We start from the raw sequence: 23,216 nt of genomic DNA, 5'->3' as shown, positions 1-23,216 counted from the left end.
GCACCATCGCCGACCGCCGCGTGCGGCTCGGTCTCGTGCTGTCGGAGATCGGCGAGAAGAACAAGATCACCGTGACCGACGACGAGGTCAGCCGCGCCGTGATCGAGCGCGCGCGCTCGATGCCGGGTCGCGAGAAGGAGATCTGGGACTATTATCGCAACAATGCGCAGGCGCTGGCGCAGCTGCGCGCGCCGATCTACGAGGAGAAGGTCGTCGATTTCATCCTCGAGCTCGCCAACGTGACCGAAAAGAAGGTCGCCAAGGACGAGCTGTTCAAGGACGACGAGGACGAGAAGGCGGCCTGATCGGGCCGTCTTTCAGCCGCGCCTCGCGCGTAAGCCTGCAATTAAGGTTGACCGGCGAAACCGCCGGTCTTGCCGGTTCCGGCCGCTAGGCGGGGCTGCGGGAATCAGCTTCAACGTCATTGGCCTTGTTCGAAGACGACCTTCGTTGCCCGGTCTTGTCACCGGGAAATTGGTCTATATCTGTGGACGCGGTCTTTGAAGTTCTGCATCACGGGATGTCCGTCCGCCGCTTGCTCTCCACCCGCTGTTCTCGGCGCAGGAGTGATCCGTCAAAGCGGCAGGCAGTCGTCCCAAACGGCTGGTCCAACTCTTGGGTGAATCATGCGCGATCCCGTCGAAACCTATATGAACCTGGTGCCCATGGTGGTCGAGCAGACCAACCGCGGTGAGCGCGCCTATGACATCTTCTCGCGTCTCTTGAAGGAGCGCATCATCTTCGTGACCGGTCCGGTCGAGGACGGCATGTCGACGCTGATCGTCGCGCAGCTGTTGTTCCTGGAAGCGGAGAATCCGAAGAAGGAAATCGCGATGTACATCAACTCGCCGGGCGGGGTGGTGACATCGGGCCTGGCGATCTACGACACCATGCAGTTCATCCGCCCGGCGGTGTCGACGCTCTGCACCGGGCAGGCGGCCTCGATGGGCTCGCTGCTGCTCTCGGCGGGTCACAAGGACATGCGCTTCTCGCTGCCGAACTCGCGGATCATGGTGCACCAGCCTTCCGGCGGGTTCCAGGGCCAGGCCACCGACATCATGCTGCACGCCCAGGAGATCCTGAACCTGAAGAAGCGGCTCAACGAGATCTACGTTAAGCATACCGGCCAGTCCTACAAAGCGATCGAGGATGCGTTGGAACGCGACAAATTCCTCACCGCGGAAGCGGCCCAGGAATTTGGTCTGATCGACAAGGTCATTGATAAGCGCCCCGAGGATCCGGCGCCGCTGGCCAAGTAAGCTGGGACCGACGCGCTGTCGGTCGGGCAGGACGGTATTATCGCACGGCGGCCTATGGCCGCCGGAGCCCTGCCTCTGGTGCAGGCCGCCGTGGCAAGGGCGCAACGATCGGCCGATTTCATGCGCTTTGACCGTGTCAAGCCCGAAAATCACGGTATTGTCACGGTCTAGGGTATGCCCTCCGATTAGCGAATTCTTGATAGTCGGATGACAGCATGGTTGGCTAGCATCAGTGGTTATGGTTCGTGGGGGATTCGCGTAGGCTGTGATTCACACGGCAGGCAAAAGGCAAGGGCTTAATTTTGGTACGAAATTTGCTCTTTCACCAGTCCGGCCCGGCGATTGCCGGTACGGTACGAATGAGCGGACAAGATCGAACCGCGGACGGAGACAGGAATGAGTAAGGTCGGCACGGGCGACTCCAAGAACACGCTATATTGCTCGTTCTGCGGCAAGAGCCAGCACGAAGTCCGCAAACTGATCGCGGGTCCCACCGTCTTCATCTGTGACGAATGCGTCGAACTCTGCATGGACATCATCCGTGAGGAGAACAAGTCCTCGCTGGTGAAGTCGCGTGACGGCATCCCGACCCCGAAGGAAATCTGCAAGGTTCTCGACGACTACGTCATCGGCCAGAGCCATGCGAAGAAGGTGCTCTCGGTCGCGGTGCACAACCACTATAAGCGGCTGAACCACCAGACCAAGCATTCCGACGTCGAGCTCGCAAAGTCGAACATCCTGCTGATCGGTCCCACCGGTTCGGGCAAGACGCTGCTCGCGCAGACGCTGGCCCGCATCCTCGACGTGCCCTTCACGATGGCGGATGCGACGACGCTGACCGAAGCCGGTTATGTCGGTGAGGATGTCGAGAACATCATTCTGAAGCTGCTGCAGGCCGCCGACTACAATGTCGAGCGCGCGCAGCGCGGCATCGTCTATATCGACGAGATCGACAAGATCAGTCGCAAGTCGGACAATCCCTCGATCACCCGCGACGTGTCGGGCGAGGGTGTCCAGCAGGCGCTGCTCAAGATCATGGAAGGCACGGTTGCCTCGGTGCCGCCGCAAGGTGGCCGCAAGCATCCGCAGCAGGAGTTCCTGCAGGTCGACACCACCAACATCCTGTTCATCTGCGGTGGTGCGTTCTCGGGGCTCGAGAAGATCATCTCCGCGCGCGGCCGCTCGACCTCGATCGGCTTCGCGGCTCAGGTGCTGGCGCCGGAAGACCGCCGGACCGGCGAGATCTTCCGTCACGTCGAGCCTGAGGATCTCCTGAAGTACGGCCTGATCCCGGAATTCGTCGGCCGTCTGCCGGTGGTGGCGACGCTCGAGGATCTGGACGAGAACTCGCTGAAGAAGATCCTGACCGACCCGAAGAACGCGCTGGTGAAACAGTACCAGCGGCTGTTCGAGATGGAGAACATCGAGCTCACCTTCGCCGACGAGGCGTTGGGTGCGGTGGCCCGCAAGGCCATCGAGCGCAAGACCGGTGCACGCGGTCTGCGGTCGATCCTCGAAAGCATCCTGCTCGAGACGATGTTCGACCTGCCGGGTCTGGAAGGCGTCGAGGAAGTGGTGATCTCGCGCGAGGTGGTCGAAGGCACGGCACGCCCGCTCTACATCTACGCCGATCGATCGGATCGCGCCGTGGAAAGCAGCGCCAGCGCGTAATCCCGCGCTGGCCACTCGAAGCTATACGGTCGCGATTTTTGCAAGTGACAGTCGCTGCGGAAGACCTTCCGCAGCGACCAAATTGTTTCAGCGTCCCGCTGCGTAAAGCCTTAATTGGCGGGTGTTTTCCGAGACTTGACACCCCCCGGGTCGATAGCCACCTTATGTGCGTGGCGGAAAAATTCTCGATCCTGGGATTCGCCTCAACAACGATCCGAAACAAACGGGCGATACCCACGCGTCAGTGAAGTCCGGATCAGATCGCACCTTGTGGCGGTCGCGCAAGCGAGCGGGCTGCGTGCAAGGGGGCTAAACAAAAGGAACAGGCCATGACGACCCCTAAACCTCGGCCAACCATTGTCTACGGCGAAAGCCACGCTTATCCGGTGCTTCCGCTCCGCGACATCGTCGTCTTTCCGCACAACATCGTGCCGCTGTTCGTTGGCCGCGAGAAGTCGATTCGCGCGCTCGAAGAGGTCATGAAGAACGACGCGCTGGTCATGCTGGCGACGCAGAAGAATGCGTCCGACGATGATCCGGCCGCGGACGCGATCTACGAGACCGGCACGCTTGCGAGCGTTCTGCAGCTGCTCAAGCTGCCCGACGGCACCGTGAAAGTGCTGGTCGAAGGCTTGGAGCGCGCGCGGGTCGAGAAATACACCGATCGAGCCGACTACTACGAAGCTACTGCCGTTGCGCTGGCCGACACCGATGCCAAATCGGTCGAGGCGGAAGCGCTGGCGCGCTCGGTCGTGTCCGATTTCGAGAGCTATGTGAAGCTCAACAAGAAGATCTCGGCTGAGGTCGTCGGTGTCGTTCAGTCGATCACCGATTTCGGCAAGCTGGCCGACACGGTCGCCTCGCATCTCGCGGTCAAGATCGCCGATCGCCAGGGCATCCTGGAGACGCTGTCCGTCACCACGCGCCTGGAGAAGGTGCTGGGCCTGATGGAGAGCGAGATCTCGGTGCTGCAGGTCGAGAAGCGGATTCGTTCGCGTGTCAAACGACAAATGGAGAAGACCCAGCGCGAGTACTACCTGAATGAGCAGATGAAGGCCATTCAGAAGGAGCTGGGTGACGAGGACGGCCGCGACGAGCTCGCCGATCTGGAAGAGCGGATCAACAAGACCAAGCTCTCCAAGGAAGCGCGCGAGAAGGCGCAGCACGAGCTGAAGAAGCTGCGTCAGATGTCGCCGATGTCCGCGGAAGCGACCGTCGTGCGCAACTACCTGGATTGGCTGCTGTCGATCCCGTGGAACAAGAAGTCCAAGGTGAAGAAGGATCTGGAGGCCGCGCAGGCGGTTCTGGATGCGGATCACTATGGGCTGGAGAAGGTCAAGGACCGTATCGTCGAGTATCTGGCGGTGCAGTCGCGCGCCAATAAGCTGACCGGCCCGATCTTGTGCCTGGTCGGACCTCCCGGCGTCGGCAAGACCTCGCTCGGCAAGTCGATCGCGAAGGCCACGGGCCGCGAATTCGTGCGCGTCTCGCTCGGCGGCGTGCGCGACGAAGCGGAGATCCGCGGTCATCGCCGGACCTATATCGGTTCGATGCCCGGCAAGATCATCCAGTCGATGCGCAAGGCCAAGACCTCGAACCCGCTGTTCCTGTTGGACGAGATCGACAAGATGGGCTCGGACTTCCGGGGCGACCCGTCATCCGCGCTGCTTGAGGTCCTGGACCCTGAGCAGAACACGACCTTCAACGACCACTATCTCGAGGTCGACTACGATCTGTCCAACGTGATGTTCATCACGACCGCGAATACGCTCAATATTCCGGGACCGCTGATGGACCGCATGGAGATCATCCGGATCGCGGGCTACACCGAGAACGAGAAGCTCGAGATCGCGCGCAAGCATCTGATCCCGAACGCGCTGTCCAAGCACGGTCTGGATTCGAAGGAATGGTCGATCGACGACGACGCGCTTCTGCACGTCATCCGGCGCTACACCCGCGAAGCGGGCGTGCGCAACCTGGAGCGTGAGATCTCCACTCTGGCCCGCAAGGCCGTGAAGGAGCTGATGATCTCGAAGAAGAAGTCGGTCAAGGTCAGCGAGAAGACCGTCGAGGAATTCTTAGGGGTTCCGAAGTACCGCTTCGGCGAGATCGAGCAGGACGACCAGATTGGCATCGTGACGGGCTTGGCCTGGACCGATGTTGGCGGCGAGCTGTTGACCATTGAAGGCGTCATGATGCCCGGCAAGGGCAAGATGACGGTGACGGGCAATTTGCGCGACGTCATGAAGGAGTCGATCTCCGCTGCGGCATCTTTCGTTCGGTCGCGTGCGATCAACTACGGCATTGAGCCGCCGTTGTTCGACCGCCGCGACATCCACGTCCACGTGCCGGAGGGGGCGACCCCGAAGGACGGCCCCTCGGCCGGCGTGGCGATGGCGACGACGATCATCTCGGTGATGACCGGAATCCCGGTCCGCCATGATGTCGCGATGACCGGCGAGATCACGCTGCGCGGACGCGTGCTGCCGATCGGCGGCTTGAAGGAGAAGCTGCTGGCCGCCGCCCGTGGCGGCATCAAGACGGTTCTGATCCCCGAGGACAACGCCAAGGATCTGTCGGAGATTTCCGATGCGATCAAGGGCGGCATGGAGATCGTGCCGGTGGCCCGCCTCGACGACGTCGTCGCCCGCGCCCTGGTGCGCAAGCCGGTGCCGATCGTCTGGGAGGAGGACACCAAGGTTCCCGTCAGTTCGGCGGAGACCGAGGAAGCCGCCGGCGGTCTGACCGCGCACTAACAGCGACCGATCATCAAAGCGAAGCGGCGTCCCATTCGGGGCGCCGCTTTTTTTTGTGAGCGCGGCGGTTGCGTTTCGATCCCGCAGCCAGCCGCGACCTGTGCTCGTGGACCCGTTTCGTGCGACGCCGTTGCGGCCCCGTCCGGCGTTCGGATGTGTCAGTTGGTATCGGGGCAGCTGAAGGTCCTTCGCCATGACGCCGCGTGGGGGCCGGTCGGACTGTTAAGCTTCTTGAAGCTCTCGTGATCTGCGGAGATTTCGACGGTGACCTGGCCGGCATTGGTCGGAAATTCATGGTCGGTGAGGGGAACATCGAGCCAGCCGCCCGTCAGGATGTTGCCCTTGATCTGGCCATGAAACACGTTTCTGACGCGCTGATCAGCGCTGTCGCCGCTCCACCAGACGTCATTGCCGATCTGCCTGACGTGGTAGGTGCCACCATCATTGGCTTTGTAGACGCCATAGAGCTGATCGCTGAATTGGGTGACGCAGATTGCCTGAGCCGAGGTCGAAGCGGCCAGCAATGCGATGAATGTTCCCGCTGCTAAAATCGATTTGGTCATATCTTGCTCCCGATGCGGTGTGCTCGTTCGAGGACTGTCGGACTTTCTTTGCGGCGCTGCCGACCTGTCGACGCACCAGCGGCAAGGTAGTTATCGCGACGGTATGCGTCCTTAAGTTGCTCTTACGTTTCGCTTAGCTTTGGCTTATCTATCGCGCAAATGCGCGGCCTGGTTTGGAGGCACCCATGCAGATCGACGGTGGTTGCCATTGTGGCCGGGTGACATTTGCCGCCGAGATCGATCCGGAGCAGGTCTCGATCTGCCATTGCACCGACTGCCAATCCCTGACCGGCTCGGCATTTCGGGTAACCGTGGTCTGCTCGGCAGAGCAGGTGCGGCTGACGGGCGGCACGCCCAAGCTCTATACCAAAGCTCGGCGACAATGGCCGGCCGCGGCAGCAGCACTTCTGCGGCGACTGCGGTGCACCGCTGTTCACGAGCGGCGAGGGCGGTCCGGGCGATTGGGGCATTCGCTGGGGCAGCATCCGCCAGCGCGACCAGCTCAAGCCCCGCCGCCAGAAATGGTGCCGCTCCGCCGTCCTCTGGATCGATGAGATAACCGGACTGCCGGCCCGTCCGGGCGATTGATTGGACGGCGGGCAAGGGGTAAAGAGGCGGCGTTCGGGCGGTTAGCTCAGCTGGTTAGAGCATCTCGTTTACACCGAGAGGGTCGGGAGTTCGAATCTCTCACCGCCTACCATTCCGTTGTCCGATGTTGCTCCCATTTCATCGTTGGATTTTGTCGATTGTCTGCGCGCTACGGGCGCCAGACCAATATGGCAGCATCCTTGGTGTAGGAGCCGCCCTGTTCGTCATGTGATAGTATTTGTCCCATGAAACAACGTGCGCGCAAATCGATGTCGGTCAGCTTCATCCGAACCGGCGAGCGCCGCTACGCGGTGCGGGCGACACTGGGTGATGGGCGGGTGCTCGAGATGAATCCGGCGCCCGGGTTCGATCCTTGGATGCCGCATGATCTGCAGCACTTCATTGTCGAGAAATGTCTCGGGCTCGAAGGCGCCATTTTCGGGCGGCTCGCCACGGGCGGCACAGCCAAGACCTTTCATGCGGTTGCAGGGGACGCGTCCAGCCGTACCACCTCGCGGTTGCAGCGGAAACATGCGGCGAAGGACCGTCGCCAGATGCCGGAACAGACCGAGGATTATGGTCGATCCGAGCGGGCCACCTATGTGTGCTGGCACGACTGGCTGCAGCACGCCGATGATCCAGCGCTGCGCGCGCGTGCTGCGGCGATGGCCTCGTCCGCAAGCGGCATGCTGGCGCGGATGGAGCCGAGAGAGCGGGCGCAATTTACGCCGCAACGGCTTGCCGAGATTCGAACCGAGTTTCAGCGCCTGAGTCATCGCTGGGCCGCGCTTGGGGTCGGCGAAAGCATCTCTGAGCGTTGGTGAGGCGCGCTGGGACCTAATCCTTGCCGCACCTTCATGGGTTTGGCTCGCTCCGGGGCTTGCGAATTCCGCATTGTTATCGGGCTTTATTCAGCTAGGCTGATCGCCGCTTGACGGTCAGTTTGGACGAGCACATGAGCGAATTCCTGCGCCACTGCACGGGTGGAAGCGAGCGGACCATTCCGGCAGGCTCCGACCTGCTTCAGGAAGGCATCGGCACGGGACACCTCTACATCCTGCTGGAAGGCCGCCTGGAGGTGATGAAGGCTGGCGCAACGGTCGCGGTCGTCTCCGAGCCAGGTGCGCTGTTCGGTGAGATGTCGCTGCTGCTGGATCAGCCGCACACGGCCACCGTCCGGACCTGCACGGAATGCCGTGTCTACGAGGTCGTCGATGCCGGGCGCTTCTTGGCGGAAACACCAGAACTCGCACTTTCGGTCGCTCGGATGCTGGCGCAGCGCCTGAATGCGGCAAACACCTATCTTGCCGACCTGAAGCGCCAATATGCCGGGCACGGGACCCACCTCGCGATGGTCGGCGAGGTCTTGCAGAGCATGATCAACCTGCCCCCACAGCAGGTTTCACCAGGAACGGATCTGGAATCCGATCCACGGCTTTGAGCCAATCGGGCGGATCGGCGACCGGCCGCGCCGGCCTCTGCAACGGCGCGCTGAGATCGATCCACTCGGCTTGTCCTGCAGCGAGCCAGTAGGCCCGACCAGCGGAAGGCTCGACGACGATGTAGGCCGGCGGACGCCCCGGCTGCCGGCCGGTATTGAACACCCATGTCGAACCCAGCCTATCGAACCAGGAGCCCTGGCCGATGAAGGGCGACTGGTGGACATGACCCGAAACGACCATCGAGGGCTGATAGCGAGTGATCCAGTTCAGGAGCTCAGAATCGCCGAAAAAACGCTTGCCGCCCCAGCTCACCGGCGAATTCGTCGGCGGAGCGTGATGCACCCAGATCCAGTTCGTCGCGCGCTCGGCGGTGGCATCGCTGAGCTGTCGCTCGATCGAGGCCTTGGCCAAGGGGCCATCCCACCAAGGACAGATGGTAAGGGTCAGATCGCCAAGCCGCAGCGTATCGCCATCGCAGGCGATCCCAAGCTCTCGGACCTCGCGTATCCAGCTTGCGATCTTCTCTCCCTCGGGACTCCTGTTGTCGAGGTCGTGGTTGCCCGAGCAGAGGACAACGCGGGTCCTGGCCGCGATGATCGACAGGTATTTTCGAACCACGACGATCTGAGCTCGGTAATCAACGATCGAGCCGAGATCCAGCGCGTCGCCCGCGAAGATGACGAGATCAAAATGAACGGCGGCCGCGACAAGCCAGTCGAACTGCGGCAGCGTGTAATGAAGATCGGCAACGACGAGATATCGCATGAAGTCACTCGGGCTTGCAAAATCAGCAAGCAAGAGAAAGGCCATTTGCGCCAGCGTGGCGACCCGCGCTATTCGGCCGCGCGCTTCTCAAGGCTGATCGCGATCCGCTCCAGATGCGCGTTCATGCGCCTGCTTTCAACGATCTGCTGCTCGTAGAGCTGCACCAGCTTTGCGGCGGAGCCGGCTGACCATCGACGGCTGAGCCAAAGCCAGACACCGATCAGTATGATAAATGGAAGCCACGACACGAACAGCTCCACCAGCCATCGATTTTGCACGCCAACCCTCCGCAATCCCAAAGCTCTGTCATCGGTAGTATGAGAGGTATAGCGCAGGCCTGCAGCGGCATGTAGCAGCACCGCTTTGGCTTATTAGGACACCGTTTACAAATCCCTTCGGCAACTGTTGCTCAACTGCCGCGAGCTGTGGACTACCAGTCTCTGCAACAAGCAGAAGCGGGAACTTGTATGACGGGTCCTGCGTTATGGGGTCATTTCGGCTGGGGCTTTGTCTTACTTATGCTGTTGATGTCAGACGCCGCTGGGGTCTGCTTTCGGCCGCCGGCGCCGGTGCCGCCGGCGGCCCGGTTGGGGCTATTCAGGTTATTGTCCACGCTCAAGCGCAATCCGCTGGAGTGCTGGAGCGCAGATTTTTTCGAGCAGCCGATCGCGCGGGTGACGCTGCCCTTTGCCGATGCGGTGCTGGTGCACGAACCCGCCGCGATCAAGCACGTGCTGGTCGACAACGCCGCCAATTACCGCAAGGACCCGATCCAGCGCCGCATCCTCGCAGTCGGTCTCGGCGACGGACTCTTGAGCGTGGAGGGCGAGCGCTGGGAAGTCCAGCGGCGTACGCTGGCGCCGGTGTTCGCGCGCAGGACGGTGATCGGGCTCACCGCCGCGATGCTGTCGGCCGGGCGAGGGCTGGTCGAGCGCTGGCGCCGATTTGCACCGACCGACGTTGTCGACGTCGCGACCGAGATGACGCTGCTCACGCTCAACGTGCTGGCGCTCACCATCTTCTCGGATGGCGTGGCCAGCGATCTCGACGAATTTCGCCTCGCCATGAACGCCTATTTCGCCACCATCGGCCGGATCGGGGCGCTGGATCTGTTCGGCGTCCCGGAGATCGTGCCGCGACCGGGGCGGAGGCGGCTCAAGCAGACCATGAGCTATTTCGAGGGCGTCATCGACCAGATCATCGCGGCCCGGCAGCGGCGCCTTGGCACCTGCCAGGAGCTTGGCGCCTGTCAACAGTCAGGACCGGCAACCGACCTGCTAACCTTGCTGCTGCGCGCGCTCGATCCCTCGACGGGCCGGCCGATGAGCCTCACCGAGGTCCGCTCGAATATTCTGACCTTCCTGTCCGCAGGCCATGAGACCACCGCCAATACGCTGGGTTGGTCGCTCTTCCTGTTGTCGCAGGCGCCGGACTGGGCCGGGCGGGTGCGAGAGGAGGCGGATCGCGAATTGGCCGGACCGCATGAGGGGCTCGTTGAACGGCTGGTCGTGACGCGCGCGGTGGTCGAGGAGGCGTTGCGGCTTTATCCGCCGATTGCCGCGCTCAGCCGCTCGGCCGAACGGCCCGATGAGATCGGCAGTTTTGCGATTCGGCCGCGGGCGCTGATCGTGGTCTCGCCTTACGTGCTGCATCGCCACCGCACCTTGTGGGACCGGCCGGACGAATTCGATCCCACGCGCTTCATGCCGGAGGCACGCGCCAGGATCGCCCGCTACGCCTACCTCCCGTTCGGTGCTGGTCCGCGCACTTGCATCGGTGCGTCCTTTGCGCTGCAGGAGGCCACCCTGGTCCTGGCCATGCTGATCCGGCACTTCGACCTGACGCTTGCGCCGGGCGCCAAGGTCTGGCCGCAGCAGAAGATCACCTTGCGGCCGGTGAACGGCCTGCCGATGCTGATCACGCCGCGCCACGCGAATTGAGAATGCGTCAAAGCCTCGTGGCTTGACATTGGGGGCGCGCACATGCGCCGATTGCGCCCCGTCATTGTCAGAAGCGCGGATCCCGCCATGCAAGTCACCTCAGGCCACGAACGGAATGCCGATCAGATCGCCTATTGGAACGGCCCCGGCGGCCAGCGCTGGTCGGACCGTGAGGCCGCGCAGGAGATCCTGCTCGCGCCGGTCTCGCAGATCCTGATCGAGCGGATCCAGGCCCGGCCGGGCGATCGCATCCTCGATGTCGGCTCCGGCTGTGGTGGCCTCGCGCTTGCGCTTGCCAAGCAGGTGGCCCCCGGCGGCTTCGTGCTCGGCGTCGACATTTCGGTCCCGATGCTGGCCCGGGCGCAAGCCGCCGCGGCCGCTGAGCTGCCGGTGCAGTTCGCTTTGGCGGATGCGACGGTCCACCCGTTCGAGCCTGCAAGTTTCGATTTCCTGGTGTCGCGCTTCGGCGTGATGTTCTTCGCCGAGCCCGTGGTCTCGTTTGCCAATTTGCACCGCGCCCTCAAATCGTCCGGCCGCGTCGTCTTTGCCTGCTGGCGTGAGCCCAAGCAAAATCCCTGGATGATGGCGCCGCTCCAGGCGGTCTATCGCCACGTGCCCAAGATGCCCGAGGTGGGGCCGGAAGATCCCGGCCCGTTTGCTTTTGCCTCGGAAGCGCGGGTCAGGCGCATCCTGGGCGAGGCCGGCTTTGCCGATATCGCCATGGAGGCATGCGCGCTGTCGCTCGATGTCGCGATCGGCAAGGGCCTGGAAGCGGCGGTGCAGTCGGCACTGGAGATCGGCCCCGCAAGCCGTGCCTTGCAGGGGCATCCTGAGGAGCTGCGCGAGGCGGCGCGCCAGTCGATCCGCGAGACACTGGCGCCGCATCTGCGCGGGGACAACGTGATCTTGCCGGGCTCGATCTGGCTGGTCACCGCCCGCGCCTGAGCTGCCTCGAGAGGCTTCAGCTCCGGTCAGGCTTGGTCGTGGATTGTCGTGCCGGCACATCGCCGGACTTGGTGGCCTCGTGCGGATCGGGCCGCGGTGTCGGCTTCGGCATGCCGGCTTGGCCGCCATGCTTGCCGCCCATATCCGGCGGGCCTTCGAGATCGTTCTCTTTGGGCATCGTGTCCTCCACTCGTTGCTTGCGGAAACGATGCCACGACGTGAATGGTTCCGGTTGCGAGAGGGCCCACGGCGCCGGCCTGCCGGTGCGGCCTGATGTCAGGCCCGCTCCTCCCAGATCATCGCCAGATGCACGATGGTCTGCACCGCCTTCTCCATGTCCTGCACGCTGACCCATTCCTGGCGCGAGTGGAAGGCGTGCTCGCCGGCGAAGATGTTGGGGCAGGGCAGTCCCATGAAGGACAGCCGTGAACCGTCGGTGCCGCCGCGGATCGAGGTCCTGACCGGCTCCAGGCCGGCGCGCCGGATCGCATCTTCGGCGTAAGTGACGATCGCCGGATGGCGATCGATCACCTCTTTCATGTTGCGATACTGTTGTTTGATCTCCATGCGATAGCTGGAGCGCGGGTAGCCCTTCATCACGTCCTTGACGATCGCTTCGAGCAACGCCTCCTTCTGCTTCAGGCCCGCTTCGGAGAAGTCGCGCACGATGAAATCGAGCCGCGCCTGTTCGAGCGCGCCGGAGATGCCCACCGGATGCAGGAAGCCTTCCTTGCCTTCGGTCGTCTCGGGCGAGCAGGTGTCCTTCGGCAGGCGCTCGACAATCGCTGCGGCGATCTTGATCGCATGCTCCATCCTGCCCTTGGCGAAGCCGGGATGAGCGCTGACGCCGGTGATCGTGATGCTGGCGCCATCCGCAGAGAAGGTCTCGTCCTCGATGTGACCGGCGGTCTCGCCGTCCATCGTGTAGCCGAAATCGGCCCCGAGCTTCTTCAGGTCGGCCTTCTCCACGCCACGGCCGATCTCCTCGTCCGGCGTGAACAGGATTTTGATGGTGCCGTGCTTGATCTGCGGATTGTTCACCAGAAACTGCGCCGCATCCATGATCTCGGCGACGCCGGCCTTGTTGTCAGCCCCGAGCAGCGTGGTGCCGTCGGTCGTGATGATATCGCTGCCGATCTGATCCTTGAGGGCCGGATGGTCGGCGGCGCGGATCACCTGGGTGGGATCGCCCGGCAGCACGATGTCGCCGCCCTGGTAGTTGCGCACGACCTGCGGCTTGACGTTGGCGCCGGTGCAGTCCGGCGACGTGTCCATGTGCGAGCAGAAGCAGATGACCGGCACGCGCTTGTCGGTGGTGGCGGGAATCGTCGCGTAGACATAGCCGTGCTGGTCAAGATGTGCGTCGGTGAGCCCCATCGCCTGCAGTTCGGCGGCGAGCACGCGCCCGAGGTCCTTCTGCTTTTCAGTGGACGGGCATGTCGGCGAGTTCGGGTCGGACTGGGTGTCGATCACGACATAGCGCAGGAAACGCTCGGTGACGGTATGGGTGAAGGCGAGGGGAGATTTGAGCATGCTGGCCACGGCGGAATGGGGTGAAGCTGGGCCGACGGTATAACAGACGCACGCCCGGCAGGTTAGACCGGAACCGGCTTTGTGGCTGAAGGACTGCGGCCGGCTGGGCCCGCTTGGACGGGTCGGGTGGCCCTGGGTCCGGTGCGGGCATTCGAGCCCGGCGAGGGGGACAGACCGACTTCCCACAGGGCATCTCATTGTCCTTGACTTCGAAAGTTGGCCCCTTTAAGTCCCGGCTCTCCGCGGGTTTTCGCGATCGCGCGGGAGTAGCTCAGTTGGTTAGAGCGCCGGCCTGTCACGCCGGAGGTCGCGGGTTCGAGCCCCGTCTCTCGCGCCATGTTTTCAATGGCTTAACATTCCATCCTCGATAGCGGCCGGTTCGGGCGCGCACGCTGCTTGGCGCGCCCTTTGGCGCGTTCCACTGTGTTCAGCACCTCCGGTCTGTCAGACACAAAAAAAGGCCGCCCAAGGGGGCGGCCGCGGCTGGGCTGATGCCGTATGCCAGGAGGACTCAGCGGACCATCGGGGTGTCGGAACTGGTGACGACGACCGGCTTGCCGGCTTTGACCACGCGGGCGGATGCGGTCTGGCTGTCGTCAACAGAAGAGCGGGCGGCGATCCCAAAAGCGGCCACCGCGATACCCGCCACCAGCGCCACCACCAGGATCTTCAGGTGGGTCGCACGATCGGCAGAATGGAATGTGTGGTTCATCTCAGCCTCCCGGCGTCTCAGAGCGCCATTTGGTTGCCTGCACCATTAATCGGTGTTTGTTTCGAACCGGTTTCTTCGCTTCCTCGAAATGGTTTCGTTCGGTTGCAATATTCCTAACTTCAATCGGGCTGGAGGTGCCGGGCTGCCGATCAGCCAAGCCGACGGTGATGACGCGCTCCGTGCGCGCCTCCTTCGGGGGCTGGACGTCGTCCTGGACAGTTCCGAATTCCAGCATCTCGCCCGGATACATTGAAGCCGCCAAAGCCGGAGACGCGCACCGCCTGCTGCGGATTGTAGGTCACGATGACGGTCGCATGATCCTGCCGGAGCTCGACGATGGTCTGCCGATCTTGGCGGACGAGATCGGATCGGCGCGGCGCGCAGGGCTCGCCCAAGAGCAGCACCTCGGATCGGACCGCGACGGTACGGGCCATGCCGCTGACCGGGACCTCGCCCTCGGCAGCGGGCCTCGGCGGGGCGGCTGCACCAAGTAGGATAGACGTCCAAGACGTCCATCGATCGAAGCGCGTGACATGGAGAAAAGCTCATGATCTCGCGGTTTGTGTTGAGACGAATCAATTCCTAGATTGCGGACAGAGGCGAGGGGGTGGCCAAGGCGACCTGGTTCTGGTTGCGCGCGAGCTCGCGGACCTATCGCCAAAAGCGCAGGCGCCTCGAGGGTGATGACGCCGCCGCTCGCTTTGTCATTGCTCAGATCCGACCGTGGCGGGGGGACTGCTGGCGCAGCATGCGACGCAGGTCGGATGCAGGCGCAATCCGGCTCTGTCGTATGCGCAGGGCCAAGGTGTGTCGGGCGGACCGCAATGTGGGGAGGGCTGACGGCGTCAAGATAGCTTGTCTTGCGCGGCTTAGTGCGCTGCGCTAAGGCTCAGAACAATTCCAATGCAACGAGTCTGCGGCCCGGTCCCGAAAACCGCAGAAGAAAGTCACGCCGATGACCGGCATTCTCCAGAATTATCTTCCTCTTGTGGTGTTTATCGGTGTCGCAACCTTGATCGGGTTGGCGCTCTTGATCGCCCCCTTCCTGGTCGCCTACCAGCAGCCGGACCCCGAGAAGCTGTCGGCTTATGAGTGCGGCTTCAATGCGTTTGATGACGCCCGGATGAAGTTCGACGTTCGCTTCTACCTGGTTGCCATCCTTTTCATCATCTTCGACCTGGAAGTGGCGTTCCTGTTTCCGTGGGCGGTGGCGTTCGGCAAGCTCGGCGCGGCCGGCTTCTGGTCGATGCTGGTGTTCCTGGCCGTGCTGACAGTCGGGTTTGCCTACGAATGGAAGAAAGGCGCGCTTGAATGGGATTGAGCCCGACCACGCCCGGAACCGGGCCGGCGATCGCTCCGGCTCCGAGGGGCATTCTCGATCCCGCGACCGGCAAGCCGATCGGCGCCAACGACCCGTATTTCCTCGAGGTCAACCACGAGCTGTCGGACAAGGGATTTTTCGTCGCTGCCGCTGACGACCTCATCACCTGGGCCCGCACCGGCTCGCTGATGTGGATGACGTTCGGCTTGGCCTGCTGCGCGGTCGAGATGATGCAGGTCTCGATGCCGCGGTATGATGTGGAGCGCTTCGGCTTTGCGCCGCGCGCTTCGCCGCGCCAGTCAGACGTGATGATCGTCGCAGGTACTCTGACCAACAAGATGGCGCCGGCGCTGCGCAAGGTCTACGACCAGATGCCCGAGCCGCGCTACGTCATCTCGATGGGCTCGTGCGCCAATGGCGGCGGCTACTACCATTATTCCTATTCGGTGGTCCGCGGCTGCGATCGCATCGTTCCTATCGATATCTACGTGCCCGGCTGCCCGCCGACCGCGGAAGCGCTGCTCTACGGTGTTCTGCTGCTGCAGAAGAAGATCCGGCGCACCGGCACGATCGAACGCTGAAGGTTTTTCGAATGGACGACGGCAAGCTCGACGCCCTTGGGCAGACGATCGTTGGCGCGCTTCCCGGCGCGGCGACGGGACATTCGGTGGCCTTCAATCAGCTCACGGTCCATGTTGAGCCGAGCCGGATCGTCGAGGTCGTGAAATATCTGCGCGACGATCCCGCCTGCCGCTTCATCAACTTCACGGATATCACGGCCGTCGACTATCCCGACCGCGGGAAGCGCTTCGATGTCGTCTATCACCTGCTGTCGCCGACACTGAACACGCGCATCCGGCTGAAGGCCGAGGCCGACGAGACGACCCAGGTGCCCTCGATCATCGAGGTGTTTCCGGGGGCCGACTGGTTTGAGCGGGAGACCTACGACCTCTATGGCGTGATCTTCACCGGTCATCCCGACATGCGACGGCTGCTGACGGACTACGGCTTCGACGGCCATCCGCTGCGCAAGGACTTTCCGCTCACCGGCTTCGTCGAGGTGCGATACGACGACGCCGAGAAGCGGGTGATCTACGAGCCCGTCCGGCTCAACCAGGAATTCCGCAAGTTCGATTTCTTGTCGCCCTGGGAAGGCGCGGACTATCCGCTGCCCGGCGACGAGAAGGCGAACAAGTGAGTGGGAGGTCCGAGCATGAACGAGCAAAGCCCCGCACTCCGCAACTTCACCATCAATTTCGGCCCGCAGCATCCGGCGGCGCACGGCGTGCTGCGCCTCGTGCTCGAGCTCGACGGCGAGGTGGTCGAGCGCGTCGATCCGCATATCGGGCTGCTGCATCGTGGCACCGAGAAGCTGATCGAGGCCAAGACCTATATGCAGGCGACCCCTTATTTCGATCGGCTCGACTACGTCGCCCCGATGAATCAGGAGCACGCCTTCTGCCTTGCGGCTGAGAAGCTGCTCGGCATCGAGGTGCCGCGGCGCGGCCAGTTGATCCGCGTGCTCTACTGCGAGATCGGCCGCATCCTATCTCACCTGCTCAACGTCACGACGCAGGCAATGGACGTCGGCGCGCTGACGCCTCCCTTGTGGGGTTTCGAAGAGCGCGAGAAGCTGATGGTGTTCTATGAGCGCGCCTCGGGCTCGCGCATGCACGCCAATTACTTCCGCGTCGGTGGCGTGCATCAGGACCTGCCGTCGAAGCTGATCGACGATATCGAAACCTGGTGCGACCCCTTCCTGAAGGTGGTCGACGATCTCGACCGGCTGTTGACCGCGAACCGCATCTTCAAGCAGCGCAACGTCGATATCGGCGTGGTGACGCTGCAGGACGCGTGGGCCTGGGGCTTCTCCGGCGTGATGGTGCGCGGCTCGGGCGCGGCCTGGGACCTGCGCAAGGCGCAGCCCTATGATTGCTATGCCGAGATGGAATTCGACATCCCGATCGGCAAGAACGGCGACTGCTACGACCGCTATCTGATCCGCATGGAAGAGATGCGGCAGTCCGTGCGCATCATGAAGCAGTGCATCGCCAAGCTGCGCGCGCCGGACGGGCAGGGGCCGGTGATGATCACCGATAACAAGATTTCGCCGCCGCGCCGCGGCGAGATGAAGCGTTCGATGGAAGCGCTGATCCATCACTTCAAGCTCTACACCGAAGGCGTGCACGTGCCGGCCGGCGAGGTCTACGTCGCAGTCGAAGCGCCGAAGGGTGAGTTTGGTGTGTTCCTGGTCTCGGACGGCAGCAACAAGCCGTACAAGTGTAAGATCCGTGCGCCGGGCTTTGCGCATCTGCAATCGATGGATTTCATCTGCCGCGGCCATCTGCTGGCCGACGTCTCGGCCATTCTCGGCTCGCTCGACATCGTGTTCGGGGAGGTCGATCGCTGATGGGGCTTGCGCCGATCCAGTTCGACCGTGCATCGGGGGCGCTCGAAGGAGCGAACCTGTGGGAGCGCACGGCTGCGTTGGCGTTGGCGACCGGCTCGAAGATTTCCTCGCATTTCTCGCATCGCGGCTACAATCACTGCGCCAACCTGCTGCGTAAGACGCTGCCGCGGCGCGACATCGCCATCAAGCTCAACACGGATGCGGTGTTCGCGTTTCCCTATGGTGACGGCTATTGGAGCAAGCTGCTCAACCGCGCCTACACTTACGAGGACGAGCTCGAGCTGTTGTTTCTGGGTGCGGTCGACGTCGACTACACCTTCATCGATTGCGGCGCCAACTACGGCTATTGGTCGGTCCTGGTGTCGAGCGCGCCGTTCGGCGCGCATCGAGTGATCGCGATCGAGCCGTCGTCGCAGAACTTTGCCAAGCTCGCCAACAACGCCGGCATCAATAACGACCGCTTCGAGGTGATGCAGTGCGCGATCGGCGCTGTGCGCGGCACCGCCAATCTCACCGGGACCAAGCACGAAGCGTTCAGCATCGCGGGCAGTGTCGAGGGCGGAGAGCAGGTACCGGTCATCGCGCTCGATGACCTGATCGACGACGGCAAGATCGCTGCATCCGGCAAGTATCTGATCAAGCTCGACGTCGAAGGCGTCGAGGTCGAGGCGATCAAGGGCGGCACTCGGCTGCTTGCGACCGACAGCATGATCCTGTGCGAGGAGCACGGCCATGATCGCAACCATACGGTTTCGCGCTACATCCTCGATCAGACCCCGCTGCAACTGATCGTCTATGACCCCGCGAGCGGCCGGCTCGAGACCGTGAAGGAGCTCTCGATCCTCGACCGCATCAAGGTCTCCACCCACGTCGGCTACAACGTTTTCGGCACCGCGAGCGCCTTCTGGCAGGACCGCATCGATGCGCTCAATGCCGGTGGCACGCGCCGCATGCAATGAAAGACTGAAGAACCATGTCTGTCCGCCGTCTTGCCCCCAAGGAATTGCAGCCCGCGAGCTTCGCGTTCACGGACGAGAACCTTGCCTTCGCCAAGGCCCAGATCGCGAAATATCCGGAAGGCCGGCAGGCGTCGGCCGCGATTGCGATCCTGTGGCGGGCCCAGGAACAGAACGAGGGCTGGGTCTCGGAAGCGGCGATCCGCGCCGTCGCCGACATGCTGCAGATGCCCTATATCCGCATGCTGGAGATCGCGACCTTCTACACGATGTTCCAGCTGCAGCCGGTCGGCAAGAAGGCGCATGTGCAGGTCTGCGGCACCACGCCGTGCCGGCTGCGCGGCGCCGAAGAGCTGATCGAAGTCTGCAAGCATCGCATCCATCACGACCCCTTCCATCTCTCCAAGGACGGTGATTTCAGCTGGGAGGAGGTCGAGTGCCTCGGCGCCTGCGTGAACGCGCCGATGGTGCAGGTCTGGAAGGACACCTACGAAGACCTGACGCCGGAGAGCTTCGGCAAGGTGCTGGACGGCTTCGCCACCGGCAATCCGCCCAAGCCAGGACCGCAGAACGGTCGCCAGTTCTCCGCGCCGTTGGGTGGTCCGACCACGTTGAAGGAGACGACATGAGCCGTCTTCCGACATCAGGCCCGGCCGGGGCAGGGAGGCGCGCGATGAAGAGCTGGCGCACCATCGTCCTGCACACGGCGGCCGCCGCCGTCTTCATGTTCGTGTTGCAGCGCTTTGCGCTCAACGCGTCGCTTGAAACCAGCCTGTTGTGGGCGGTGGTGTTCGGTGGCTGCGCCGCCGGCCTCGCCTACATGCAGTCCAACCGTTGATACGCGAGGAAGCAGTCTGACCATGCTCGACGACAAGGACCGCATCTTCACCAACCTCTACGGCCTGCACGATTGGGGCCTCGAAGGCGCACGCCGCCGCGGCAGCTGGGACGGCACCAAGGCGCTGATCGACAAGGGACGCGACTGGATCCTGAGCGAGATGAAGGCATCGGGCCTGCGAGGGCGCGGCGGCGCCGGCTTCCCGACCGGGCTGAAATGGTCCTTCATGCCGAAGGAATCGACCGACGGCCGGCCGAGCTACCTCGTCGTCAATGCCGACGAGTCCGAGCCGGGCACCTGCAAGGACCGCGAGATCATGCGGCATGATCCGCATCATCTGGTCGAAGGCTGTCTGCTCGCGAGCTTCGCGATGGGCGCGCATGCCTGCTACATCTATGTGCGCGGCGAATTCATCCGCGAGCGCGAGCACCTGCAGGCGGCGATCGACCAGGCCTATGAGGCCAACCTGATCGGCAAGAATAACATTCACGGCTGGCCGTTCGACCTCTACGTCGCCCACGGCGCCGGCGCCTATATCTGCGGCGAGGAGACGGCGCTGCTGGAGAGCCTGGAGGGCAAGAAGGGCCAACCGCGGCTGAAACCGCCATTCCCGGCCAATGTCGGCCTGTATGGTTGCCCGACAACGGTGAACAATGTCGAGTCGATCGCGGTAGCCCCGGCCATCCTGCGGCGCGGCGCCGCCTGGTTCGCCGGCATCGGCCGTCCCAACAATGTCGGCACCAAGCTGTTCTGCATCTCCGGCCATGTCGAGCGGCCCTGCAACGTCGAAGAGGCGATGGGCATTCCGTTCCGCGAGCTGATCGAGAGGCATTGCGGCGGCATCCGCGGCGGCTGGGACAATCTGAAGGCGGTGATCCCCGGCGGCTCCTCGGTCCGCATGGTGCCGGCCGAGCAGATCATCGACACGCCGATGGACTTTGACAGCCTGGGCAAGCTGCGCTCGGGCCTCGGCACCGCGGCCGTCATCGTGATGGACAAGTCGACCGACCTGATCCGGGCGATCGCGCGCATCTCGTATTTCTACAAGCATGAGAGCTGCGGCCAGTGCACGCCGTGCCGTGAGGGTACGGGATGGATGTGGCGGGTGCTGACCCGCATGGCCGAGGGCCGCGCCCACAAGCGCGAGATCGACATGCTGCTCGAGGTCACCAAGCAGATCGAGGGCCATACGATCTGTGCGCTCGGCGATGCTGCGGCCTGGCCGATCCAGGGCCTGATTGCGCATTTCCGGCACGAGATCGAGGCGCGGATCGACCAGTATTCGCACAAGGCTGATATCGACGACATCGGCGTGCGCGATCCCGTGCAGATGGTTGCGGCGGAGTAGGGGATGGCGCGCCATCCGACACCAGAACATTCATGCGCGCGTCGCGCCGATTGGGCGCTCGACGTGCGTACGCATTGAGAGAGATGTGAGGCGATGACCAAAATCATCATCGACGGCAAAGAGATCGATGTTCCGCCGGAGTACACGCTGCTCCAGGCGTGCGAGGCGGCCGGCGCTGAAATCCCGCGCTTCTGCTACCATGAGCGGCTGTCGATCGCCGGCAATTGCCGGATGTGCCTGGTCGAAGTGAAGGGCGGCCCGAAGCCGGTTGCCAGCTGCGCCTGGGGTGTGCGCGACTGCCGTCCGGGCCCGAAGGGCGAGCCGCCGGAGATCTCGACCCGGTCGCCGATGGTGAAGAGGGCACGCGAAGGCGTGATGGAATTCCTGCTGATCAACCATCCGCTGGACTGCCCGATCTGCGACCAGGGCGGCGAATGCGACCTGCAGGACCAGGCGATGGGCTATGGTGTCGACACCAGCCGCTTCGCTGAGAACAAGCGCGCGGTCGAGGACAAATATCTCGGCGCGCTGGTCAAGACCTCGATGAACCGCTGCATCCAGTGCACGCGCTGCGTCCGCTTCTCGGCGGAGGTCTGCGGCGTGCCGGAAATGGGCGCGATCGGCCGTGGCGAGGACATGGAGATCACGACCTATCTGGAGCAGGCGCTGAGCTCCGAGCTGCAGGGCAATCTGGTCGACATCTGCCCGGTGGGCGCGCTGACCTCGAAGCCCTATGCCTTCACCGCGCGCCCCTGGGAGCTCGGCAAGACCCAATCCATCGATGTGATGGACGGGCTCGGGTCGGCGATCCGGGTCGATACCCGTGGTCGCGAAGTCATGCGCATCCTGCCGCGCATCAATGATGCCGTGAACGAGGAATGGATCTCCGACAAGGCCCGCCATATCGTCGACGGCCTGCGCACGCAGCGGCTCGACCGCCCCTATGTCCGCGAGGGCGGCAAGCTGCGCGCGGCGTCCTGGCCGGAGGCGTTCAAGGCCATTGCCACGAAGCTTGGCCGCATCGACGGCAAGCGGATCGGCGCCATCGCCGGCGATCTCGCCGCGGTCGAAGAGATGTTCGCGCTGAAGGAGCTGCTCGCCAAGCTCGGCTCGACCAACGTCGCGGTGCAGGGTGGCGACAGCTTCGATCCGAAGGCTGGCCGCGCATCGTATCTGTTCAACCCGACCATCGCTGGCATCGAGCAGGCCGACGCGATCCTGATCGTCGGGGCCAATCCGCGCCGGGAGGCCGCGGTCTTGAACGCGCGCATCCGCAAGCGCTGGCGGTCAGGCCAGCTCAAGGTCGGCCTGGTCGGCCCGCGTGCCGATCTCACCTATCCTTACGAGCATATCGGCGCCGGTACGGATTCCCTGAGCGATCTTGCCGCCGGCAAACACTCCTTCGCGTCTGTTTTCAAGGGTGCCAAGAACCCGATCGTATTGGTCGGCGCCGGTGCGGCCGCGCGTCACGATGGCGCGGCGATCCTGTCGCTGGCGGCCAAGCTCGCGCTCGACGCCAACGGCGTCAGGGACGACTGGAACGGTTTTGCCGTGCTGCATGACACGGCGTCGCGGGTCGGCGCGCTCGACATCGGCTTCGTCGGTACCGGTTTGACCGCCGCGCAGATGACGACGTTCGGCACCATGGACGTCCTGTTCCTGCTCGGGGCCGACGAGGTCGAGGTGCCCGAGGGCGTGTTCACGGTCTATATCGGTACCCATGGCGACCGCGGCGCGCATCGTGCCGACGTGATCCTGCCGGGGGCGGCGTACACCGAGAAGTCCGGCATCTATGTCAACACCGAGGGGCGCGTGCAGATGACGGGCCGCGCGTCGTTCCCCCCGGGTGAGGCGCGCGAGGACTGGGCGATCATCCGCGCGCTGTCGGACGTGCTGGGCAAGAAACTTCCTTATGACTCGCTGGCGGCTCTGCGCGCCGCGATCTTCAAGGCCGTGCCGCATCTTCAGCGCCTCGACCAGATCGCGCCCGGCGCGATCGGCGACCTCAAGGCTCTGGCGGGCAAGGGCGGCAGCCTGGAGAAGGCGCCGTTCAAGCCGCCGTTCGAAGACTTCTATCTCACCAACCCGATCGCGCGTGCTTCGGCGGTGATGGCGGAATGTTCCCGCCTCGCCTCAGGGCGCGTGCTCGTGGCAGCGGAGTGAGCGTGA

General features: G+C 63.5%; 23 protein-coding genes, 2 tRNA genes and 2 pseudogenes. 21 read left to right on the top strand and 6 right to left on the bottom strand.

Annotated features, from left to right (window positions below; genetic code table 11):
* The 4 genes and pseudogenes from BRAS3843_RS08805 to lon form a co-directional block, all read left to right on the top strand.
* Window positions 1–305 (top strand): annotated as a pseudogene (locus tag BRAS3843_RS08805) (trigger factor); the annotation flags it as partial.
* A gap of 321 nt (window positions 306–626) precedes the next feature.
* On the top strand, window positions 627–1,259 hold the full coding sequence (locus tag BRAS3843_RS08800) for an ATP-dependent Clp protease proteolytic subunit (protein WP_008968478.1): 633 nt from the start codon (window positions 627–629) through the stop codon (window positions 1,257–1,259).
* A gap of 396 nt (window positions 1,260–1,655) precedes the next feature.
* The gene (gene clpX / locus BRAS3843_RS08795; RefSeq protein ID WP_008968477.1) at window positions 1,656–2,930 is read left to right on the top strand and encodes an ATP-dependent Clp protease ATP-binding subunit ClpX; all 1,275 of its coding nucleotides are present in this window, start codon (window positions 1,656–1,658) and stop codon (window positions 2,928–2,930) included.
* A gap of 329 nt (window positions 2,931–3,259) precedes the next feature.
* Window positions 3,260–5,686: an endopeptidase La gene (gene lon, locus BRAS3843_RS08790; protein ID WP_008968476.1), complete on the top strand. Its 2,427-nt coding sequence runs from the start codon at window positions 3,260–3,262 to the stop codon at window positions 5,684–5,686.
* A gap of 158 nt (window positions 5,687–5,844) precedes the next feature.
* Here lon and BRAS3843_RS08785 read toward each other — a convergent pair whose 3' ends face one another.
* Complete coding sequence (locus BRAS3843_RS08785) at window positions 5,845–6,249, bottom strand: hypothetical protein (protein WP_008968475.1); 405 nt, start codon at window positions 6,247–6,249, stop codon at window positions 5,845–5,847.
* A gap of 185 nt (window positions 6,250–6,434) precedes the next feature.
* Here BRAS3843_RS08785 and BRAS3843_RS39500 point away from each other — a divergent pair.
* From BRAS3843_RS39500 to BRAS3843_RS08770, 4 genes and pseudogenes are all read left to right on the top strand, one after another.
* Window positions 6,435–6,837: pseudogene (locus tag BRAS3843_RS39500) on the top strand (GFA family protein).
* A gap of 35 nt (window positions 6,838–6,872) precedes the next feature.
* Window positions 6,873–6,949: transfer RNA gene (locus BRAS3843_RS08780), tRNA-Val, on the top strand.
* Window positions 6,950–7,082: 133 nt separating this feature from the next.
* Window positions 7,083–7,661, top strand: coding sequence for a hypothetical protein (locus BRAS3843_RS08775; protein WP_244425189.1), 579 nt, complete (start codon window positions 7,083–7,085; stop codon window positions 7,659–7,661).
* A gap of 131 nt (window positions 7,662–7,792) precedes the next feature.
* Window positions 7,793–8,278: a cyclic nucleotide-binding domain-containing protein gene (locus BRAS3843_RS08770; RefSeq protein WP_008968472.1), complete on the top strand. Its 486-nt coding sequence runs from the start codon at window positions 7,793–7,795 to the stop codon at window positions 8,276–8,278.
* Here the strand turns inward: BRAS3843_RS08770 and BRAS3843_RS08765 are convergent.
* Both BRAS3843_RS08765 and BRAS3843_RS08760 read right to left on the bottom strand, forming a co-directional pair.
* A complete protein-coding gene (locus BRAS3843_RS08765) occupies window positions 8,217–9,044 on the bottom strand; it encodes a metallophosphoesterase (RefSeq protein WP_008968471.1) in 828 nt (275 codons plus the stop codon). The genes BRAS3843_RS08770 and BRAS3843_RS08765 overlap by 62 nt on opposite strands.
* A gap of 68 nt (window positions 9,045–9,112) precedes the next feature.
* The gene (locus BRAS3843_RS08760; RefSeq protein ID WP_244425187.1) at window positions 9,113–9,304 is read right to left on the bottom strand and encodes a hypothetical protein; all 192 of its coding nucleotides are present in this window, start codon (window positions 9,302–9,304) and stop codon (window positions 9,113–9,115) included.
* A gap of 207 nt (window positions 9,305–9,511) precedes the next feature.
* On the opposite strand from BRAS3843_RS08760, the gene BRAS3843_RS08755 reads away from it, so the two are divergent.
* Window positions 9,512–10,984, top strand: a complete 1,473-nt coding sequence (locus BRAS3843_RS08755; RefSeq protein ID WP_244425185.1) for a cytochrome P450 — start codon at window positions 9,512–9,514, stop codon at window positions 10,982–10,984.
* 87 nt (window positions 10,985–11,071) lie between these two features.
* Window positions 11,072–11,929 carry a methyltransferase domain-containing protein gene (locus BRAS3843_RS08750; protein ID WP_008968468.1) on the top strand — a complete coding sequence of 286 codons (858 nt, stop codon included), beginning with the start codon at window positions 11,072–11,074 and terminating at the stop codon, window positions 11,927–11,929.
* Between the two features lie 16 nt (window positions 11,930–11,945).
* Here BRAS3843_RS08750 and BRAS3843_RS41400 read toward each other — a convergent pair whose 3' ends face one another.
* Together BRAS3843_RS41400 and pepT are read right to left on the bottom strand one after the other, a co-directional pair.
* Window positions 11,946–12,107: a hypothetical protein gene (locus tag BRAS3843_RS41400; RefSeq protein WP_008968467.1), complete on the bottom strand. Its 162-nt coding sequence runs from the start codon at window positions 12,105–12,107 to the stop codon at window positions 11,946–11,948.
* A gap of 98 nt (window positions 12,108–12,205) precedes the next feature.
* Window positions 12,206–13,462, bottom strand: coding sequence for a peptidase T (gene pepT / locus BRAS3843_RS08745; RefSeq protein ID WP_008968466.1), 1,257 nt, complete (start codon window positions 13,460–13,462; stop codon window positions 12,206–12,208).
* 260 nt (window positions 13,463–13,722) lie between these two features.
* On the opposite strand from pepT, the gene BRAS3843_RS08740 reads away from it, so the two are divergent.
* Window positions 13,723–13,799: transfer RNA gene (locus tag BRAS3843_RS08740), tRNA-Asp, on the top strand.
* A 174-nt stretch (window positions 13,800–13,973) separates the two neighbouring features.
* Here BRAS3843_RS08740 and BRAS3843_RS08735 read toward each other — a convergent pair.
* A complete protein-coding gene (locus tag BRAS3843_RS08735) occupies window positions 13,974–14,174 on the bottom strand; it encodes a hypothetical protein (protein ID WP_008968465.1) in 201 nt (66 codons plus the stop codon).
* Between the two features lie 167 nt (window positions 14,175–14,341).
* On the opposite strand from BRAS3843_RS08735, the gene BRAS3843_RS40625 reads away from it, so the two are divergent.
* The 10 genes from BRAS3843_RS40625 (at window position 14,342) to nuoG (ending at window position 23,210) form a co-directional block, all read left to right on the top strand.
* Entirely contained in the window at window positions 14,342–14,668 is a 327-nt protein-coding gene (locus tag BRAS3843_RS40625; RefSeq protein ID WP_139024781.1) for a hypothetical protein, read from the top strand.
* Window positions 14,669–15,129: 461 nt separating this feature from the next.
* Window positions 15,130–15,495: an NADH-quinone oxidoreductase subunit A gene (locus BRAS3843_RS08720; protein ID WP_008968462.1), complete on the top strand. Its 366-nt coding sequence runs from the start codon at window positions 15,130–15,132 to the stop codon at window positions 15,493–15,495.
* Entirely contained in the window at window positions 15,486–16,076 is a 591-nt protein-coding gene (locus BRAS3843_RS08715) for an NADH-quinone oxidoreductase subunit B (protein ID WP_035981169.1), read from the top strand. Before BRAS3843_RS08720 ends, BRAS3843_RS08715 begins: the two co-directional genes overlap by 10 nt.
* An 11-nt stretch (window positions 16,077–16,087) precedes the next feature.
* Window positions 16,088–16,693 (top strand): NADH-quinone oxidoreductase subunit C, encoded by a 606-nt coding sequence (locus BRAS3843_RS08710; RefSeq protein ID WP_008968460.1) that lies wholly within the window; start codon window positions 16,088–16,090, stop codon window positions 16,691–16,693.
* Window positions 16,694–16,708: 15 nt separating this feature from the next.
* Window positions 16,709–17,905 carry an NADH-quinone oxidoreductase subunit D gene (locus BRAS3843_RS08705; RefSeq protein ID WP_008968459.1) on the top strand — a complete coding sequence of 399 codons (1,197 nt, stop codon included), beginning with the start codon at window positions 16,709–16,711 and terminating at the stop codon, window positions 17,903–17,905.
* Window positions 17,905–18,864, top strand: a complete 960-nt coding sequence (locus tag BRAS3843_RS08700; protein WP_008968458.1) for an FkbM family methyltransferase — start codon at window positions 17,905–17,907, stop codon at window positions 18,862–18,864. The genes BRAS3843_RS08705 and BRAS3843_RS08700 overlap by 1 nt, the downstream gene beginning before the upstream one ends.
* A gap of 14 nt (window positions 18,865–18,878) precedes the next feature.
* Window positions 18,879–19,490 (top strand): NADH-quinone oxidoreductase subunit NuoE, encoded by a 612-nt coding sequence (gene nuoE, locus BRAS3843_RS08695; protein ID WP_008968457.1) that lies wholly within the window; start codon window positions 18,879–18,881, stop codon window positions 19,488–19,490.
* Window positions 19,487–19,699 carry a hypothetical protein gene (locus BRAS3843_RS08690; RefSeq protein ID WP_035981167.1) on the top strand — a complete coding sequence of 71 codons (213 nt, stop codon included), beginning with the start codon at window positions 19,487–19,489 and terminating at the stop codon, window positions 19,697–19,699. The genes nuoE and BRAS3843_RS08690 overlap by 4 nt, the downstream gene beginning before the upstream one ends.
* Window positions 19,700–19,721: 22 nt before the next feature.
* Entirely contained in the window at window positions 19,722–21,047 is a 1,326-nt protein-coding gene (gene nuoF, locus BRAS3843_RS08685) for an NADH-quinone oxidoreductase subunit NuoF (protein WP_008968455.1), read from the top strand.
* A gap of 93 nt (window positions 21,048–21,140) precedes the next feature.
* Window positions 21,141–23,210, top strand: a complete 2,070-nt coding sequence (gene nuoG, locus BRAS3843_RS08680) for an NADH-quinone oxidoreductase subunit NuoG (protein ID WP_008968454.1) — start codon at window positions 21,141–21,143, stop codon at window positions 23,208–23,210.
* Window positions 23,211–23,216: the final 6 nt, after the last annotated feature.

The sequence above is a fragment of the Bradyrhizobium sp. STM 3843 genome (genome assembly GCF_000239815.1).
Taxonomy (GTDB): domain Bacteria; phylum Pseudomonadota; class Alphaproteobacteria; order Rhizobiales; family Xanthobacteraceae; genus Bradyrhizobium.
Note: the sequence above shows the minus strand (reverse complement) of the source record. Positions and strands in the feature narration are given on the sequence as shown.

Bases quoted from the DNA above. Each gene is read 5' to 3' on its own strand.
- BRAS3843_RS08800 (WP_008968478.1), top strand. From the start codon at position 627: ATGCGCGATCCCGTCGAAACCTATATGAACCTGGTGCCCATGGTGGTC.
- clpX (WP_008968477.1), top strand. From the start codon at position 1,656: ATGAGTAAGGTCGGCACGGGCGACTCCAAGAACACGCTATATTGCTCG.
- lon (WP_008968476.1), top strand. From the start codon at position 3,260: ATGACGACCCCTAAACCTCGGCCAACCATTGTCTACGGCGAAAGCCAC.
- BRAS3843_RS08785 (WP_008968475.1), bottom strand. From the start codon at position 6,249: ATGACCAAATCGATTTTAGCAGCGGGAACATTCATCGCATTGCTGGCC.
- BRAS3843_RS08775 (WP_244425189.1), top strand. From the start codon at position 7,083: ATGAAACAACGTGCGCGCAAATCGATGTCGGTCAGCTTCATCCGAACC.
- BRAS3843_RS08770 (WP_008968472.1), top strand. From the start codon at position 7,793: ATGAGCGAATTCCTGCGCCACTGCACGGGTGGAAGCGAGCGGACCATT.
- BRAS3843_RS08765 (WP_008968471.1), bottom strand. From the start codon at position 9,044: ATGCGATATCTCGTCGTTGCCGATCTTCATTACACGCTGCCGCAGTTC.
- BRAS3843_RS08755 (WP_244425185.1), top strand. From the start codon at position 9,512: ATGACGGGTCCTGCGTTATGGGGTCATTTCGGCTGGGGCTTTGTCTTA.
- BRAS3843_RS08750 (WP_008968468.1), top strand. From the start codon at position 11,072: ATGCAAGTCACCTCAGGCCACGAACGGAATGCCGATCAGATCGCCTAT.
- BRAS3843_RS41400 (WP_008968467.1), bottom strand. From the start codon at position 12,107: ATGCCCAAAGAGAACGATCTCGAAGGCCCGCCGGATATGGGCGGCAAG.
- pepT (WP_008968466.1), bottom strand. From the start codon at position 13,462: ATGCTCAAATCTCCCCTCGCCTTCACCCATACCGTCACCGAGCGTTTC.
- BRAS3843_RS08735 (WP_008968465.1), bottom strand. From the start codon at position 14,174: ATGAACCACACATTCCATTCTGCCGATCGTGCGACCCACCTGAAGATC.
- BRAS3843_RS40625 (WP_139024781.1), top strand. From the start codon at position 14,342: ATGACGCGCTCCGTGCGCGCCTCCTTCGGGGGCTGGACGTCGTCCTGG.
- BRAS3843_RS08720 (WP_008968462.1), top strand. From the start codon at position 15,130: ATGACCGGCATTCTCCAGAATTATCTTCCTCTTGTGGTGTTTATCGGT.
- BRAS3843_RS08715 (WP_035981169.1), top strand. From the start codon at position 15,486: ATGGGATTGAGCCCGACCACGCCCGGAACCGGGCCGGCGATCGCTCCG.
- BRAS3843_RS08710 (WP_008968460.1), top strand. From the start codon at position 16,088: ATGGACGACGGCAAGCTCGACGCCCTTGGGCAGACGATCGTTGGCGCG.
- BRAS3843_RS08705 (WP_008968459.1), top strand. From the start codon at position 16,709: ATGAACGAGCAAAGCCCCGCACTCCGCAACTTCACCATCAATTTCGGC.
- BRAS3843_RS08700 (WP_008968458.1), top strand. From the start codon at position 17,905: ATGGGGCTTGCGCCGATCCAGTTCGACCGTGCATCGGGGGCGCTCGAA.
- nuoE (WP_008968457.1), top strand. From the start codon at position 18,879: ATGTCTGTCCGCCGTCTTGCCCCCAAGGAATTGCAGCCCGCGAGCTTC.
- BRAS3843_RS08690 (WP_035981167.1), top strand. From the start codon at position 19,487: ATGAGCCGTCTTCCGACATCAGGCCCGGCCGGGGCAGGGAGGCGCGCG.
- nuoF (WP_008968455.1), top strand. From the start codon at position 19,722: ATGCTCGACGACAAGGACCGCATCTTCACCAACCTCTACGGCCTGCAC.
- nuoG (WP_008968454.1), top strand. From the start codon at position 21,141: ATGACCAAAATCATCATCGACGGCAAAGAGATCGATGTTCCGCCGGAG.